At 59.3% G+C, this 16614-nt stretch carries 10 protein-coding genes, 2 tRNA genes and 2 rRNA genes; 2 read left to right on the top strand and 12 right to left on the bottom strand.

The window, feature by feature from the left end:
• Positions 1 to 133 precede the first annotated feature (133 nt).
• The 6 genes from IEV38_RS12565 to pepN form a co-directional block, all read right to left on the bottom strand.
• Positions 134 to 3010: ribosomal RNA gene (locus tag IEV38_RS12565) — 23S ribosomal RNA — on the bottom strand.
• Positions 3011 to 3290: 280 nt separating this feature from the next.
• Positions 3291 to 3366 (bottom strand) — tRNA-Ala (locus IEV38_RS12560).
• A gap of 21 nt (positions 3367 to 3387) precedes the next feature.
• Positions 3388 to 3464, bottom strand: a tRNA-Ile gene (locus tag IEV38_RS12555).
• 126 nt (positions 3465 to 3590) lie between these two features.
• Positions 3591 to 5123, bottom strand: a 16S ribosomal RNA gene (locus IEV38_RS12550).
• The 16S and 23S rRNA genes sit together here with 2 tRNA genes alongside, the layout of an rRNA operon.
• 492 nt (positions 5124 to 5615) lie before the next feature.
• Positions 5616 to 6617: a class 1 fructose-bisphosphatase gene (locus IEV38_RS12545; RefSeq protein WP_188396593.1), complete on the bottom strand. Its 1002-nt coding sequence runs from the start codon at positions 6615 to 6617 to the stop codon at positions 5616 to 5618.
• Positions 6618 to 6653: 36 nt separating this feature from the next.
• On the bottom strand, positions 6654 to 9305 hold the full coding sequence (gene pepN, locus IEV38_RS12540) for an aminopeptidase N (RefSeq protein ID WP_188396591.1): 2652 nt from the start codon (positions 9303 to 9305) through the stop codon (positions 6654 to 6656).
• A 249-nt stretch (positions 9306 to 9554) separates the two neighbouring features.
• Between pepN and IEV38_RS12535 the strand changes: the two genes are divergently transcribed.
• Positions 9555 to 10184, top strand: a complete 630-nt coding sequence (locus IEV38_RS12535) for a DUF4136 domain-containing protein (RefSeq protein WP_188396589.1) — start codon at positions 9555 to 9557, stop codon at positions 10182 to 10184.
• An 80-nt stretch (positions 10185 to 10264) separates the two neighbouring features.
• Here IEV38_RS12535 and IEV38_RS12530 read toward each other — a convergent pair whose 3' ends face one another.
• The 5 genes from IEV38_RS12530 to IEV38_RS12510 form a co-directional block, all read right to left on the bottom strand.
• Positions 10265 to 10426, bottom strand: coding sequence for a hypothetical protein (locus IEV38_RS12530; RefSeq protein WP_188396588.1), 162 nt, complete (start codon positions 10424 to 10426; stop codon positions 10265 to 10267).
• A 7-nt stretch (positions 10427 to 10433) separates the two neighbouring features.
• Positions 10434 to 11408 (bottom strand): quinone oxidoreductase family protein, encoded by a 975-nt coding sequence (locus IEV38_RS12525; protein ID WP_188396586.1) that lies wholly within the window; start codon positions 11406 to 11408, stop codon positions 10434 to 10436.
• Positions 11409 to 11536: 128 nt separating this feature from the next.
• Positions 11537 to 12463 carry a DMT family transporter gene (locus IEV38_RS12520; protein WP_188396584.1) on the bottom strand — a complete coding sequence of 309 codons (927 nt, stop codon included), beginning with the start codon at positions 12461 to 12463 and terminating at the stop codon, positions 11537 to 11539.
• Between the two features lie 48 nt (positions 12464 to 12511).
• Entirely contained in the window at positions 12512 to 13141 is a 630-nt protein-coding gene (ribA, locus tag IEV38_RS12515) for a GTP cyclohydrolase II (protein WP_188396582.1), read from the bottom strand.
• Between the two features lie 105 nt (positions 13142 to 13246).
• Positions 13247 to 13861 (bottom strand): FMN-dependent NADH-azoreductase, encoded by a 615-nt coding sequence (locus tag IEV38_RS12510; protein WP_188396581.1) that lies wholly within the window; start codon positions 13859 to 13861, stop codon positions 13247 to 13249.
• A 163-nt stretch (positions 13862 to 14024) separates the two neighbouring features.
• Between IEV38_RS12510 and IEV38_RS12505 the strand changes: the two genes are divergently transcribed.
• On the top strand, positions 14025 to 14945 hold the full coding sequence (locus IEV38_RS12505; RefSeq protein WP_188396579.1) for a LysR family transcriptional regulator: 921 nt from the start codon (positions 14025 to 14027) through the stop codon (positions 14943 to 14945).
• Between the two features lie 30 nt (positions 14946 to 14975).
• On the opposite strand, the gene IEV38_RS12500 is transcribed toward IEV38_RS12505, so the two are convergent.
• The gene (locus tag IEV38_RS12500; RefSeq protein WP_188396577.1) at positions 14976 to 16490 is read right to left on the bottom strand and encodes a helicase HerA-like C-terminal domain-containing protein; all 1515 of its coding nucleotides are present in this window, start codon (positions 16488 to 16490) and stop codon (positions 14976 to 14978) included.
• Positions 16491 to 16614 lie beyond the last annotated feature (124 nt).

Below are 16614 nucleotides of genomic sequence, written 5' to 3'. Positions count from 1 at the left end.
TAACTTGTAAAGCTGCCTGCGTCACCGCTGAACCTGGTGAATCGCAAACAACCCAATCTGGAAGAAGTAAATATGGGTAATGATCGTGTCGCACCTGGCGAACACTATACTGAACTATAACTGTCAATGTTATAGGGACAAGCCTTACGGGCAATTAGTACTGGTTAGCTTAATGCATTACTGCACTTCCACACCCAGCCTATCAACGTCCTGGTCTCGAACGACCCTTCAAGGAGCTCAAGGCTCCGGGAAATCTCATCTTAAGGCAAGTTTCCCGCTTAGATGCTTTCAGCGGTTATCTCTTCCGAACTTAGCTACCCGGCAATGCCACTGGCGTGACAACCGGTACACCAGAGGTTCGTCCACTCCGGTCCTCTCGTACTAGGAGCAGCCCCCTTCAAATTTCCAACGCCCACGGCAGATAGGGACCAAACTGTCTCACGACGTTTTAAACCCAGCTCACGTACCACTTTAAATGGCGAACAGCCATACCCTTGGGACCGGCTACAGCCCCAGGATGTGATGAGCCGACATCGAGGTGCCAAACTCCCCCGTCGATATGAACTCTTGGGAGGAATCAGCCTGTTATCCCCAGAGTACCTTTTATCCGTTGAGCGATGGCCCTTCCATACAGAACCACCGGATCACTATGTCCTACTTTCGTACCTGCTCGACTTGTCAGTCTCGCAGTTAAGCACGCTTATGCCATTGCACTATTAGCACGATGTCCGACCGTACCTAGCGTACCTTCGAACTCCTCCGTTACACTTTGGGAGGAGACCGCCCCAGTCAAACTGCCTACCATGCACTGTCCCCGATCCGGATAACGGACCAAGGTTAGAACCTCAAACAAACCAGGGTGGTATTTCAAGGATGGCTCCACGAGAACTGGCGTCCCCGCTTCAAAGCCTCCCACCTATCCTACACAGATTGGTTCAAAGTCCAATGCAAAGCTACAGTAAAGGTTCATGGGGTCTTTCCGTCTAGCCGCGGGTAGATTGCATCATCACAAACACTTCAACTTCGCTGAGTCTCGGGAGGAGACAGTGTGGCCATCGTTACTCCATTCGTGCAGGTCGGAACTTACCCGACAAGGAATTTCGCTACCTTAGGACCGTTATAGTTACGGCCGCCGTTTACTGGGACTTCAATCAAGAGCTTGCACCCCATCATTTAATCTTCCAGCACCGGGCAGGAGTCACACCCTATACGTCCACTTTCGTGTTTGCAGAGTGCTGTGTTTTTATTAAACAGTCGCAGCCACCAATTTTTTGCAACCTCTTCGTCCTTCTGGCGCAGGCCAGTCAAACTACAAAGGCGTACCTTATCCCGAAGTTACGGTACCAATTTGCCGAGTTCCTTCTCCCGAGTTCTCTCAAGCGCCTTAGAATACTCATCTCGCCCACCTGTGTCGGTTTGCGGTACGGTCTCGTTAGACTGAAGCTTAGAGGCTTTTCTTGGAACCACTTCCAATTGCTTCGCGGCACAAGGCCACTCGTCACATACCCTTGAATTGCGCTGCCGGATTTGCCTAACAGCCTTCTTCGATACATGAACCGGGACATCCAACACCCGGACAACCTTCCGCGATCCGTCCCCCCATCGCATCTAACGACGGTGCAGGAATATTAACCTGCTTCCCATCAGCTACGCATCTCTGCCTCGCCTTAGGGGCCGACTCACCCTGCTCCGATGAACGTTGAACAGGAAACCTTGGGCTTACGGCGTGGAGGCTTTTCACCCCCATTATCGCTACTCATGTCAGCATTCGCACTTCTGATACCTCCAGCATCCTTTACAAGACACCTTCGCAGGCTTACAGAACGCTCTCCTACCATATGCATAAATGCATATCCGCAGCTTCGGTGACTGGCTTAGCCCCGTTACATCTTCCGCGCAGGACGACTCGATCAGTGAGCTATTACGCTTTCTTTAAAGGATGGCTGCTTCTAAGCCAACCTCCTGACTGTTTTAGCCTTCCCACTTCGTTTTCCACTTAGCCAATCTTTGGGACCTTAGCTGGCGGTCTGGGTTGTTTCCCTCTTGACGCCGGACGTTAGCACCCGACGTCTGTCTCCCAAGCTCGCACTCATCGGTATTCGGAGTTTGCAATGGTTTGGTAAGTCGCGATGACCCCCTAGCCATAACAGTGCTCTACCCCCGATGGTGATACTTGAGGCACTACCTAAATAGTTTTCGGAGAGAACCAGCTATTTCCAAGTTTGTTTAGCCTTTCACCCCTACCCACAGCTCATCCCCTAATTTTTCAACATTAGTGGGTTCGGTCCTCCAGTGCGTGTTACCGCACCTTCAACCTGGCCATGAGTAGATCACTTGGTTTCGGGTCTACACCCAGCGACTGAACGCCCTATTCGGACTCGATTTCTCTACGGCTTCCCTATACGGTTAACCTTGCCACTGAATGTAAGTCGCTGACCCATTATACAAAAGGTACGCAGTCACCCCACAAGGAGGCTCCTACTGTTTGTATGCACACGGTTTCAGGTTCTATTTCACTCCCCTCCCGGGGTTCTTTTCGCCTTTCCCTCACGGTACTGGTTCACTATCGGTCGATATCGAGTATTTAGCCTTGGAGGATGGTCCCCCCATGTTCAGACAGGATTTCACGTGTCCCGCCCTACTTGTCGCAAGCCTAGTTCCACACTACTGATTTCGCATAAGGGGCTATCACCCTCTATGGCCGCACTTTCCAGAGCGTTCTGCTATCAATAATGCTAAATCTTGCAGGCTGTTCCCATTTCGCTCGCCACTACTTTGGGAATCTCGGTTGATTTCTTTTCCTGCAGCTACTTAGATGTTTCAGTTCGCCGCGTTCGCTTCACATACCTATGTATTCAGTATGTGATGACCTAAAAGGCCGGGTTTCCCCATTCGGAAATCTGCGGATCAAAGCTCGTTTGCCAGCTCCCCGCAGCTTATCGCAAGCTACTACGTCCTTCATCGCCTGATATCGCCAAGGCATCCACCATGTGCACTTATTCACTTGTCCCTATAACGTTGACCTCTGTTGCCAGAGACGTCATAGAGTCTTTGAGTTTAGCGTTTGCCGTATTTCCAAAGCGAATCTTCTAAAACTTAAGATCACTTCGTAATACTTGGTTGATACAATCATTACCCATCGACGCCACCAACAATGCTTGCGCATCATCGATCACATCGATCAATAATCTTTACTTCTTCCAGATTGTTAAAGAACAAAAACAGCCAATGATCGTTAAACGATCAAACCTAAATCCAATCGCATCGCGATCGACTTAGGTTTGATGTCTTGGTGGAGGTTGACGGGATCGAACCGACGACCCCCTGCTTGCAAAGCAGGTGCTCTCCCAGCTGAGCTAAACCCCCAAATCCTGTACCACACATTCTTGGTGGGTCTGGTTGGGCTCGAACCAACGACCCCCGCGTTATCAACACGGTGCTCTAACCAACTGAGCTACAGACCCGTTCGGATCAGTACCAACCAGCATGCACAGACTTCACTGCTTGCCTGCACACTGCCGACATTCACTGTTCTTCTTCTACTCAACAGACCGATAAGTGTGAACGCTTGACTTTCGTGCGTACTCTAGAAAGGAGGTGATCCAGCCGCACCTTCCGATACGGCTACCTTGTTACGACTTCACCCCAGTCACGAATCCCACCGTGGTGAGCGCCCTCCTTGCGGTTAGGCTACCCACTTCTGGTGAAACCCGCTCCCATGGTGTGACGGGCGGTGTGTACAAGACCCGGGAACGTATTCACCGCGACATGCTGATCCGCGATTACTAGCGATTCCAACTTCATGCAGTCGAGTTGCAGACTGCAATCCGGACTACGATACACTTTCTGGGATTAGCTCCCCCTCGCGGGTTGGCGGCCCTCTGTATGTACCATTGTATGACGTGTGAAGCCCTACCCATAAGGGCCATGAGGACTTGACGTCATCCCCACCTTCCTCCGGTTTGTCACCGGCAGTCTCATTAGAGTGCCCTTTCGTAGCAACTAATGACAAGGGTTGCGCTCGTTGCGGGACTTAACCCAACATCTCACGACACGAGCTGACGACAGCCATGCAGCACCTGTGTTCCGATTCTCTTTCGAGCACTCCCTGATCTCTCAGGGATTCCGGACATGTCAAGGGTAGGTAAGGTTTTTCGCGTTGCATCGAATTAATCCACATCATCCACCGCTTGTGCGGGTCCCCGTCAATTCCTTTGAGTTTTAATCTTGCGACCGTACTCCCCAGGCGGTCAACTTCACGCGTTAGCTGCGTTACCAAGTCAATTAAGACCCGACAACTAGTTGACATCGTTTAGGGCGTGGACTACCAGGGTATCTAATCCTGTTTGCTCCCCACGCTTTCGTGCATGAGCGTCAGTGTTATCCCAGGGGGCTGCCTTCGCCATCGGTATTCCTCCACATCTCTACGCATTTCACTGCTACACGTGGAATTCTACCCCCCTCTGACACACTCTAGCCGTGCAGTCACAAATGCAATTCCCAGGTTAAGCCCGGGGATTTCACATCTGTCTTGCACAACCGCCTGCGCACGCTTTACGCCCAGTAATTCCGATTAACGCTCGCACCCTACGTATTACCGCGGCTGCTGGCACGTAGTTAGCCGGTGCTTATTCTTCAGGTACCGTCATTAGCAAGCGATATTAGCGCTCGCCGTTTCTTCCCTGACAAAAGAGCTTTACAACCCGAAGGCCTTCTTCACTCACGCGGCATTGCTGGATCAGGGTTGCCCCCATTGTCCAAAATTCCCCACTGCTGCCTCCCGTAGGAGTCTGGACCGTGTCTCAGTTCCAGTGTGGCTGGTCGTCCTCTCAGACCAGCTACTGATCGTCGCCTTGGTGAGCTCTTACCTCACCAACTAGCTAATCAGATATCGGCCGCTCCAATAGCGCGAGGTCCGAAGATCCCCCGCTTTCATCCGTAGATCGTATGCGGTATTAATCCGGCTTTCGCCGGGCTATCCCCCACTACTGGGTACGTTCCGATATATTACTCACCCGTTCGCCACTCGCCACCAGGAGCAAGCTCCCGTGCTGCCGTTCGACTTGCATGTGTAAGGCATGCCGCCAGCGTTCAATCTGAGCCAGGATCAAACTCTTCAGTTCAATCTCTGTTTTGTGGCTTTCGCCAGCTTCTTTCGAAGCGTCGCTCACTCAAAATACTGACAGATAATTTCTTACCTATATTCTTCGTGAGCATTTAATGTTTTGAGCTTCGGCAAAACTGCACCGCGCACTTCCATCAAACGCCCACACTTATCGGCTGTTAGTTTTTAAAGAACCTGTCTGCCAGACCTTCCGGCCTTCGCTGCGAAGCGTTGTGTTCGTCAGCAGCAGAGAAACGAGATTATGCGGTAGGTTTCGGTTCTCGTCAACATCTTTTTTAAAAGATTCGCTTCAAATTTCCTTCAAAGCGCCGCTGACCCAAAACCCCAACCACCCATCGAAAAAAGCCGCCCTCCTCTCGGAAAACCACCTCTTTCAACCCCCGTCTCGCAACGGGAGGCGAACTATATCAAACACCTTTGAAACTTGGCAAGCGCTTTTCAGAAAATACTTTAAGTTTTCCGAAAAGCGCCGTGCAGAGCCCGGCTTCTCTTATTGAAGGTGATAGCCAGTAACGCGCTCGACCTCGTTCTTGGAGCCGAGGAAGACCGCCACGCGCTGATGCAGCTTCTGCGGCTGGATGTCGAGGATGCGCTGCTTGCCGTCTGTTGCGGCACCGCCGGCCTGCTCGACCAGGAAGGCCATCGGGTTGGCCTCATACATGAGACGCAGCTTGCCCGGCTTGTCCGGATCGCGTGCATCGGCCGGATACATGAAGATGCCGCCGCGCGTGAGGATGCGATGCACATCAGCCACCATGGATGCGATCCAGCGCATGTTGAAGTCCTTGTCGCGCGGGCCGGTGCTGCCCTGCTGCAGTTCGTCCACGTAGCGCTTGACCGGAGGAAACCAGTGGCGCGCATTCGAGGCATTGATTGCGTATTCCTTGGTATCAGCCGGAATCTGCATGTTCTTCTGCGTCATGACCCAGGCGCCCATCTCGCGATCGAGCGTAAATGCCTGCACGCCGTTGCCGGTGGTCAGCACCAGCAGCGTTTGCGGGCCATAGACCGCATAGCCGGCCAGCACCTGCTTGCTGCCGGGCTGCAGGAAATCGGCCTCGGTCGGATTCTTCATGCCGGCCGGTGCCTTCAATACCGAGAAGATGGTGCCGATCGAGACGTTGACGTCGATATTGCTGGAGCCGTCGAGCGGATCGAACAGCAGCAGGTATTCGCCCATCGGGTAGCGGTTGGGGATCGGATGGATCTCTTCCATCTCTTCCGATGCCATGGCTGCCAAGTGACCGCCCCATTCGTTGGCTTCGAGCAGGATCTCGTTGGAGATGATGTCGAGCTTCTTCTGCACCTCGCCCTGGACGTTCTCGCTTTCGGCGCTGCCGAGCACCTCGCCGAGCGCGCCCTTGCCGACCGCGTGGCTGATGGTCTTGCAGGCGCGGCCGACGACCTCGGTCAGCAGGCGCAGCGATTCGGGGATGTTGTTGTGCTGGCGCTGCTCTTCGATCAAGTACTGCGTAAGGCTGATGCGTTTCATGAGATCCCTTGTTTGTTTATTCGTAATTGACGAAATTCATTCTGCCGCCAGCGACTTGCCGACGACTTCCTTGGTGTCCTTGGAAAGCGCAGGCGCCGCAGCGACGCGCTCGAGCGCGCTGCGCATGCGGTCGCGCAGCGCCGGCGCGTACTTGCGCCAGCGGTCGAGGCTGCGCGCGAGGCGTGCCGCGACCTGCGGATTGAGCGCATCCAGCGCGATCACCTGCTCGGCCCAGAAATCGTAGCCGCTACCGTCGGCCGCGTGGAACTGCGAGGGATTGCCGTTGCAGAAGCTGAAGATCAGGCTGCGGGCGCGATTCGGGTTCTTGAGCGAGAACGCCGGATGCTGCATCAGCTTGCGCACGGCAGCGACGTCAGTGGTGCGGGCTGAGGCCTGCAGGCTGAACCATTTGTCGATCACCAGCGGCTCGTCTTCGAAATCCTGATAGAAGCGTGCCAGCGCCGCCGCCCGGCCGGGTGCGCTGCCATTGGCGAGCGCGGCCAGCGCGGCGAAGCGATCGGTCATGTTGTCGGCACCGTCGCACTGGGTCTGCGCCAGCGCGTGCGCCGCGGCGTCGTCGAGTTCGCCTATATAAGAGAGTGCCAGGTTCTTCAGGGCGCGCTTGCCGGCCGATACCGCGTCCGGACTGTAGGCGCCGGGCGTCTGGTTGTTCCTGTAGGCGTCAACCAGATCGGCACGCAGGGCCTGCGCCAGCGCATGCCGCAGGAAGCGGCGCGCCTGGTGGATCGCCTGCGGATCGATGACGTCCATCTGCTCGGCGATCACCGTTTCCGACGGCAGCGTCAACGCGATCTCGCGGAAGGCCGGGTCGAGCGCATCGTCGGTCAGTGTCAGGCGCAGGCTTTCGCCCAGCGCGGGATCCACTGCCATCCCGCCGCCCGCCCGGACCGCGGCCGTCAATGCCAGCAGGCGGCGCAGCGCCAGGCGCTGGCCGGCTTCCCAGCGGTTGAAGGGATCGCTGTCGTGCGCCATCAGGAAGGCGAGCTCGTCGTCGCGATAGTCATATTCCAGCACGACTGGTGCCGAGAAATTGCGCAGCAGTGAAGGCACGGGCAGGTCAGCCACGCCGTCGAAGACGAAAGTCTGCTGCGCCTCGGTCAGCTCCAGCACCACGGTCGTGCCCTGCAGGTCGCTGCCGCGCAGCTTGAGCGGCAGGTCCTTGCCGTCCTGGCCCAGCAGGCCGACCGCGACCGGAATATGGAAAGGCTGCTTGGTCTTCTGTCCGGGCGTCGATGGGCACGACTGCTGCAAGGTGATCGCATAGGTGCGGGCCGCGGCGTCATGAGCCACGCTGGCGACCACGCGCGGCGTGCCGGCCTGGCTGTACCAGCGTTCGAACTGCGTGAGGTCGCGGCCGTTGGCATCCGCCATGGCGGCGCGGAAGTCGTCACATTCGACCGCCTGCCCGTCGTGCCGCTCGAAATAGAGGTCCATGCCCTTGCGGAAGCCGTCGCGGCCCAGCAGGGTCTGGTACATGCGCACGACCTCGGCGCCCTTCTCATAGATGGTGACCGTGTAGAAGTTGCTGATCTCGACGAAGGAATCGGGGCGCACCGGATGTGCCATCGGCCCCGCATCCTCCGGGAACTGCGCCTGGCGCAGCACACGCACGTCGTCGATGCGCTTGACGGCGCGACCGCTGTCGGTGCCGATCATGTCGGCCGAGAATTCCTGGTCGCGGAAAACCGTCAGGCCTTCCTTCAGCGAGAGCTGGAACCAGTCGCGGCAGGTCACGCGGTTGCCGGTCCAGTTGTGGAAGTATTCGTGGCCCACCACGGCTTCGATGTTGCCGTAATCGACGTCGGTGGCAATGCGCGGATTGGCGAGCACGAACTTGGTGTTGAAGATGTTGAGGCCCTTGTTCTCCATCGCGCCCATGTTGAAGTCGCCGACGGCGACGATCATGAAGCGGTCGAGATCGAGCTCGAGGCCGAAGCGCTCCTCGTCCCAGCGGATGCTGTTGATCAGCGAATCCATCGCGTGCTGGGTCTTGTCGAGATTGCCTTCCTCGACCCATACCTGCAACAGCGCCTCGCGGCCCGACTTGAGCTTGATCTTCTCTTCCTGGCACACCAGTTGACCGGCGACCAGCGCGAACAGGTAGGACGGCTTCTTGAACGGGTCTTCCCACAGCGCGTAATGGCGGCCGTCGCCGAGATCGCCCTGTTCGATCAGGTTGCCGTTCGACAGCAGCACCGGGTATTTCTTCTTGTCGGCGCGCAGCATGACCTTGTAGGTCGCCATGACGTCGGGCCGGTCCGGGAAATAGGTGATCTTGCGGAAGCCTTCGGCCTCGCACTGCGTGAAGAAATTGCCGTTGGAAACGTACAAACCCATCAGCGATGTATTCCGATCGGGCCGCAGCAGCGTTTCTATCTCCAGCGTGACCCGCTCCGGCGCGTCGGCGATGCGCAGCACACCGTCCTTCAGCGCATAGGCGTTCTTGCCCAGCGCCTTGCCGTTGAGCCGAATCTGCACCAGTTCGAGCTCTTCGCCGTAGAGCGTCAGCGTGCGGTCGCGGCCGGCGCGGTTGCGCTCGAGCGTCATGCGGGTCGCCACGCGGGTGGCGGACGGCTCGAGATCGAAACCCATCTCGACGGTGCGCACCCAGTAGGCTGGCGGCGTGTAATCCTTGCGGTAGATGGTGGGGGAAGTGTCGGTGCGCATAAGAATAGGAGGGCCGGGAGCAAAGTGCCATTTTACCAATCATGGCATTGAAATTGGAAAGTGGCCGCCACATCTGGAACGGACCTGGATGCGCGGCAGGACTGCATGCAGGACCGTATATGACAGCGCCGACCCGCTGCGGTTCTAGACCCTTATCGTCACAGGGTTTTATTGCCGCGGAGTTACAAAATGTAACGGCTCTTTTTACGAATACGTCTATGCTGTGAGCATGGATCAAGGAGAACAACAATGCGCCGTACCCTACTGATATTGATTGCGCTGTCGAGCGTGCTGCTGAGCGGCTGCGCCTCGTTCATCCGCAGCGACGTGATCGCCTTCCACGACTGGCCGGCGGACATGCCCAACAAGGTCTATGCCTTCGACCGCAAGCCCGACCAGCAGAACAACCTCGAACACCAGAACTACGAAAACCTGGTGCGTGCCGAGCTGAATCGCCTCGGTTTCGTCGAGGCACAGAATCCGCGCGGCGCGATCCTGAAGGTGGCACTGGATTACCGCGTCGATGCGCGTGACGTGCGCGTGGTCGAGCCGGTCGCCGATCCGTACTGGCCCTATTACTATGGTCATCCCTATTACGGCCCCTACTGGCGCGGTTATTACGGCCCGTTCTACGACCCGTTCTGGTATGGCGCACCGGTGCGCTACCGCGAAGCCTATTACGAAGTCTTCAAGCGCCAGCTGAATGTGCAGATCACGCAGATACGCGACGGCAAGAAGCTTTACGACGTGACCGTCGATAGCGATGGCGGCAACGGCTCGCTGGCCTTTGCAATGCCCTACATGGTCAAGAGCGCGTTCGAGGATTTCCCCGGTCGCAACGGCATTCCGCGCCGTGTGAAGCTCGAGATCAAGGAATGACTGCGGCAGACATTCAAACGAAACGGCGGCCCGCAAGGCCGCCGTTTTTTATTTGCGCATCACACGCAGATATCCACAGGTCAGGTGTACCACGCCAGCGACCCGAAGGTCAGCGCCACCACGATGCCAACGCCGGCAGCCAGTACCAGCAGCAGGCGGCCGAATTTGGGCTGGCCGTCGGCGCCGGACGGCAATTCCTCGGGATGCTGCATCGGATTGCGCGCGCGATCGTCGTCGGACATGGGCGCCTCACGGAATCAGGATCGACGAGCCGGTCGTCAGGCGCGCCTCGAGGTCGCGGTGCGCCTGCTGCGCATTGTCGAGCTCGTAGCGCTGGCGGATCCTGATCTTGATCTTGCCGCTTTCGACCATGCCGAACAGCTCGGCTGCCATCAGTTCCAGCTCGTCGCGCTTGGCCGTGTAATGGAACAGCGTGGGCCGCGTGATGAACAGCGAGCCGCGCGACGACAGCTCCTTCAGCTCGAAGGCCGGCACCGGTCCCGATGCATTGCCGTAACTGACCATCATGCCCAGCGGCGACAGGCAGTCGAGCGAATCGAAGAAGGTTTCCTTGCCGACCGAGTCATACACCACCGGCACGCCCTGGCCGTCGGTCAGTTCGCGCACACGCTCGACGAAGTTTTCCTTGCGGTAGTTGATGACGTGCGCGCAGCCGTGCGCCTTCGCCAGTTCGGCCTTTTCGTCGGAACTGACGGTGCCGATCATGGTGACGCCGAGCGCACGCGCCCACTGGCAGGCGATCAGGCCGACGCCGCCGGCGGCCGCGTGGAACAGGATGGTCTCGCCGCCCTGCAGACGATAGGTGCGACGGAACAGGTATTGCACCGTCATGCCCTGTAGCATCATGGCGGCGGCGGTGTCGAACTCGATGGAACGCGGCAGCTTGACCAGCACATGCGCCGGCAGCACGCGTGCCGATGCGTAGGCGCCCGGCGGGCCGCCGGCATAGGCCACACGCTCGCCGACATGGATGTGCGTGACGCCGGGACCGACCGCCTCGACCACGCCCGCGCCCTCGAGTCCGAGTCCGCCGGGCAGCGGCTGCGGATACAGGCCGCTGCGGTAATAGACGTCGATGTAGTTGAGGCCGCAGGCCATCTGCCGGATGCGCGCCTCGCCCGGACCGGGCGTCGGCAGATCGACGTCGAGATACTCCATTACTTCCGGACCGCCGGTAGCGGCAATCCTGATTGCTTTCGTCATGCTGCCTCACCTCCAAGGATCGGGTTCTTCTGTTGTTGCAAGGATAGAACCACGAAATGCCGATAAGTGCCGTGCTCAACTGTTCTTTTCGTAATGTACCTGCCTGCCGTACTACGTGCCGCTTCCCGTCACGCCTTTTTCCGCGACAGCAGATAGATTCCGCACAGCACCAGCGCGGTACCGGCGAGCTGAATGCCGGTGATCGGCTCGTCCAGCAGCATGGCACCGAGGAACAGCGTAGAAACCGGTCCGATCATGCCGGCCTGCGAAGCGCTCGCCGCGCCGATGCGCTGCACCGCGATCATGGTCAGGAACACCGGCAGCACGGTGCAGAAAAAGGCATTGACCAGCGACAGGCCATAGACCGCCTGGGGCTGCACCAGGAAGGATAGCGGACGCAGCAGAAAGAACTGCACAATGCAGGCCACGCTCGACACGCACATCGCATACGCGACCAGGCGCAGCGAACCGACGCGCTTGACCAGTTCACCCGAAGCCAGCAGATAGACCGCGTAACAGACTGCGCTACCCAGCACCAGCAGTCCGCCGAGCGTGACGTTACTGCCGCCCAGACGCACGTCGTGCACGAACACCAGCACCGTGCCCAGATAGGAAATGCCGAGCGCCGACCACTCGACCAGCGTGATCCGGCGTTTCATCAGGAACACCGACAACAGCAGTACGAAGGATGGCGTGAGAAACAGGATCAGGCGCTCGAGCCCGGCCGAGATGTATTGCAGGCCGAGGAAATCCAGAAAACTCGACAGGTAATAGCCGAGCAAGCCCAGTATCACGATCTGCCCTTTCTCCTTGCCGGAGAGTGACGCCGCCTTGCGCGCCTGCCAGACCGCCATGACGGCGAAGAATGGCAGCGAGAACAGCATGCGGAAGGCGATCAGCGTGACCGCATCGACCTGGTAGCGATAGATCAGCTTGGCGACGATCGCCTTGGCGGAAAACAGGATGGCGCCGACGATGGCGATGGCGAGTCCGATCAGCAGTTGCCGGCGCGCGGCAAGGGAGGCATCGTCTGCGGAAGAGGCGGGATCGGGCATCCACCGATTGTAGCGGCTGCGCGCAAAGTCTGCCGGCCGCACAACAGATCAGAACAGGTGGCCGAGCTTGACCGCCTTGGTCGTCAGGTAGCGTTCGTTGTGCGGGTTGCGCGAAATGATGAGCGGCACGCGCTCGGAGATCTGGATGCCGATCTGTTCCATCGCTGCGATCTTGCGCGGATTGTTGGTCATCAGCCGCAAGGTCGAGATCCCCAGGTGCCGCAGCATCGGCAGGCACAGGCGGTAGTTGCGCTGATCGGCCTTGAAGCCGAGCTGCTCGTTGGCTTCCACCGTGTCGGCGCCGGCGTCCTGCAACTGATAGGCGCGGATCTTGTTGACGAGACCGATGCCGCGCCCTTCCTGGCGCAGGTAGAACAGCGCGCCGCGTCCTTCCTCGGCGATGCTGCGCAGCGCCGCCTCGAGCTGCGGACCGCAGTCGCAGCGCAGGCTGAACAGGCCGTCGCCGGTCAGGCATTCGGAATGGATGCGCGACAACACCGGCTTGCCGTCGGCCACATCGCCCAGCGTCAGCGCCACGTGTTCCTTGCCGGTTGACGGTTCGACGAAGGCATGCAGGCGAAAGGTCGCCCACGGCGTCGGCAAATCGCACGAGGCGACGTGGTCGAGATCGGAATCGGGAACGGCGACCACTCCGGCCGCGCTGGGACTTGTATTCATGAACGATGTACTTCCAGTCAACGGGAAAGGCGAAAACATGCGAAAAACGCAGCGGGCGCCGACCATCGGCACCCGCTGCCATTTATTCCCGAAAGACGAAGGATATCAGGCCGGCAGCAATTCGTTGATGGTTGCCCCGGTTTGCGCCAGCGCCTTCTCGACGCCGGCCTCGCCCATCGCCAGTCCTTCGCTGTGCACGAAGGTGACGTCGGTCAGGCCGATGAAGCCCAGCACCGCGCGCAGATAGGTGCCGAGGAAATCCATGCCCTGCGCGGGGCCCGAGGTATAGACGCCGCCGGTCGCCGTGAAGATATAGACCTTCTTGCCGGTCAGCAGGCCGACCGGGCCCGACTCCGCATACTTGAAGGTCACGCCGGCGCGCGCCACGTGGTCGATCCATGCCTTCAGGCCCGAGGTGATCGAGAAGTTGTACATCGGCGCGCCGATCACGATGACGTCGGCGTCGAACAGTTCCTGCACCAGCGTTTCCGACAGCCTGGCGATCTCTGCCTGCTCGGGCGTGCGCTGCTCGGGCGGCGTGAAGAAAGCGCCCAGCGTCTGTTCGTTCAGGTGCGGCAGGGGTTGCGCGGCGACGTCGCGCTCGACGACCACGGTGCCGGGTTCGCGCGCCTTCCACTTGGCGACGAACTCGCCGGTCACCTTGCGGGAAACGGAATCGGTACGACGCACGCTGCTGTTGACGAGAAGAATCTTGGTCATGATGCACTCACTTTCTGTTGGATGCGCCGGACGCCCATGGCGGCCGGCAGTTGTTCAGGAAACACGATGAAAAGCAGTCATCGCGTTGTTGAAAGCATCGTAGAACAGGTTTAGCATCAATAAAACCCACTTTATTTATCTTAATTTAATCGAAAATATCGATATGAGAGATCCCGGCCTGCCTACCCTGGACCAGTTGCGCGTCTTCGTCGCCGTCATCGATTGCGGCAGTTTCTCGCGCGCTGCGGAAGAACTGCATCGCACGCAGTCGGTCGTCAGCTACACGATTGCCAACCTGGAGGCGCAACTGAACGTCGCGCTGTTCGACCGCAGCAAGCGCAAGCCGGTGCTCACGGAAGCCGGCAAGGCGCTGCTGGCCGATGCGCGCAGCGTCGGCATGAAGGTCGATGCGATGCGGGCGCGCGCCAAGATGATGTCGCTGGGACTGGAAGCCGAGGTCTCGCTGGCGGTCGATGTCATGTATCCGAACTGCTCGCTGGTGATGGCGTTGAAGGCCTTTCAGGAGCAGTTTCCGACCGTGGCGCTGCGCCTGCGCATCGAGGCGCTGGGCGCCGTCAAGCATCTGGTCGGCGAGCGCATCTGCCAGATCGGCATCACCGGACCGATGCTCGACTTCCCCGACACCTACCAACACCTGCAGCTCGGCCACATCACCATGATCCCGGTGGCCGCGCCCTCGCATCCGCTGGCGCGCATGGATGGCGTGATCCCGACCGAAGCGGCGCGCGACCACACCCAGCTGGTGCTGACCGACCGCAGCCAGCTGACCGCCGGCCAGAACTTCGGCGTGATCGCCCTGCGCGACTGGCGGCTCGGCGACCTCGGTGCCAAGCACATGCTGCTGCTCAATGGACTGGGTTGGGGTTCGATGCCCGAGCACATGGTGCGCGACGACCTGGCCGCAGGGCGGCTCGTGCATCTGCACCTGGCGCATCTGAACAGCGGCCAGTACAGCCTGCACATGATCAACCGCGCCGACGATGCGCCGGGACCGGCCGGCAGATGGCTGATGCAGTATCTGGCCGATCAGGCACTGACGTTCGCGCCGCCGGCAACGGCGTGAATCATTGGCGGCCGCGATGAGGGCAGCGTCTTATTTCTTCTTCAGGATGGAACCGAGGATGCCGCGAATGATTTCGCGGCCGACCGTGGAGCCCATGGTGCGCACGGTGGATTTGACCATGGCCTCGACCACCGTGTCGCTGCGGCGCGCGGCCGGCTTCTTGCCGTTGCCGGTCTTGCTGCCGCCGTTGCCGAAGATGCCGCCCAGCATGTCCGAAAAGCCGCCCTGTTCCTCGGCCGTTGCTTCGTCTGCTTGCTTGGCTTGCGCGGCGGTGCGGGCCTTGAGTTTTTCGTAGGCCGATTCGCGGTCCACCGCCTTTTCATACACACCGGCCACCACCGAGCGCGCGATCAGCGTCGTGCGTTCGGCCTCGCTGATCGGGCCGATCTGCGAGGCGGGCGGCAGGATGAAGGCACGCTCGACAATGTTGGGGCGGCCCTTCTCGTCGAGGAAGGACACCAGCGCCTCGCCGACGCCGAGTTCGGTGATGGTCTGCGCGGTATCGAGCGCCGGATTCGGGCGGAAGGTCTGCGCCGCCGCCTGCACCGCCTTCTGGTCGCGCGGCGTGTAGGCGCGCAGCGCGTGCTGCACACGGTTGCCGAGCTGGCCGAGCACGGTGTCCGGAATGTCGAGCGGATTCTGCGTGACGAAATAGACGCCGACGCCCTTGGAGCGGATCAGGCGCACCACCTGCTCGATCTTCTGCAGCAGCACCTTGGGCGCTTCGGCAAACAGCAGGTGCGCTTCGTCGAAGAAGAAGGCGAGCTTGGGCTTGTCGAGATCGCCGACCTCCGGCAGCTTCTCGAACAGTTCCGACAACATCCACAGCAGGAAGGTCGAATACAGGCGCGGCGCGTTCATCAACCTGTCGGCGGCGAGGATGTTGACCACGCCCTTGCCGCCGGCATCGGTTTGCAGCAGATCCTCGATGTTGAACATGGGTTCGCCGAAGAAGAGGTCGCCGCCCTGCTCGTCAATCGCGATCAGGCCGCGCTGGATGGCGCCGATGCTGGCGGCCGAAATATTGCCGTATTCGGTCTTGAAGTCGGCCGCGTTGTCGCCGACGTATTGCAGCATCGCGCGCAGATCCTTGCTGTCGAGCAGCAGCATGCCCTGGTCGTCGGCGATCTTGAACACCAGTTGCAGCACGCCCTGCTGGGTGTCGTTGAGGTTGAGCATGCGCGACAGGAGCAAGGGGCCGAGATCCGAGATCGTGGCGCGCACCGGATGGCCCTTCTCGCCATACACATCCCAGAACGTGACCGGCGCGCCGCTCCATACCGGCTCTTCCATGCCGAGCGAGGCGAAACGCTCCTTGACCTTGCCGGCGCTGACGCCGGGCATCGCAATGCCGGACAGGTCGCCCTTGATGTCGGCCATGAAAACCGGCACGCCGATGTCGGACAGCGCCTGCGCCATCGCCTGCAGCGTGACCGTCTTGCCGGTGCCGGTGGCACCCGTGATGCAGCCGTGCCGATTAGCGAGCGCCGGCAGCAGCGTCAGGTCGTGTTCCGGGTTCTTGGCGATCAGCAAGGGATTCGGCATGGTTTTGTCCGTAAAAGAAGGGAGATGGCGCCAATCAGATAGGCAAGGCGATATGTTAAAATCCGCGCCTCATTATAGCCAAGAGTGGCTGGCAAAAATCGTCGATGACAAGGCGCGTCAGCGC

This window comes from Oxalicibacterium flavum, from assembly GCF_014635065.1.
Lineage (GTDB): Bacteria > Pseudomonadota > Gammaproteobacteria > Burkholderiales > Burkholderiaceae_D > Oxalicibacterium > Oxalicibacterium flavum.
This window is presented reverse-complemented; position numbering and strand designations above follow the sequence as displayed.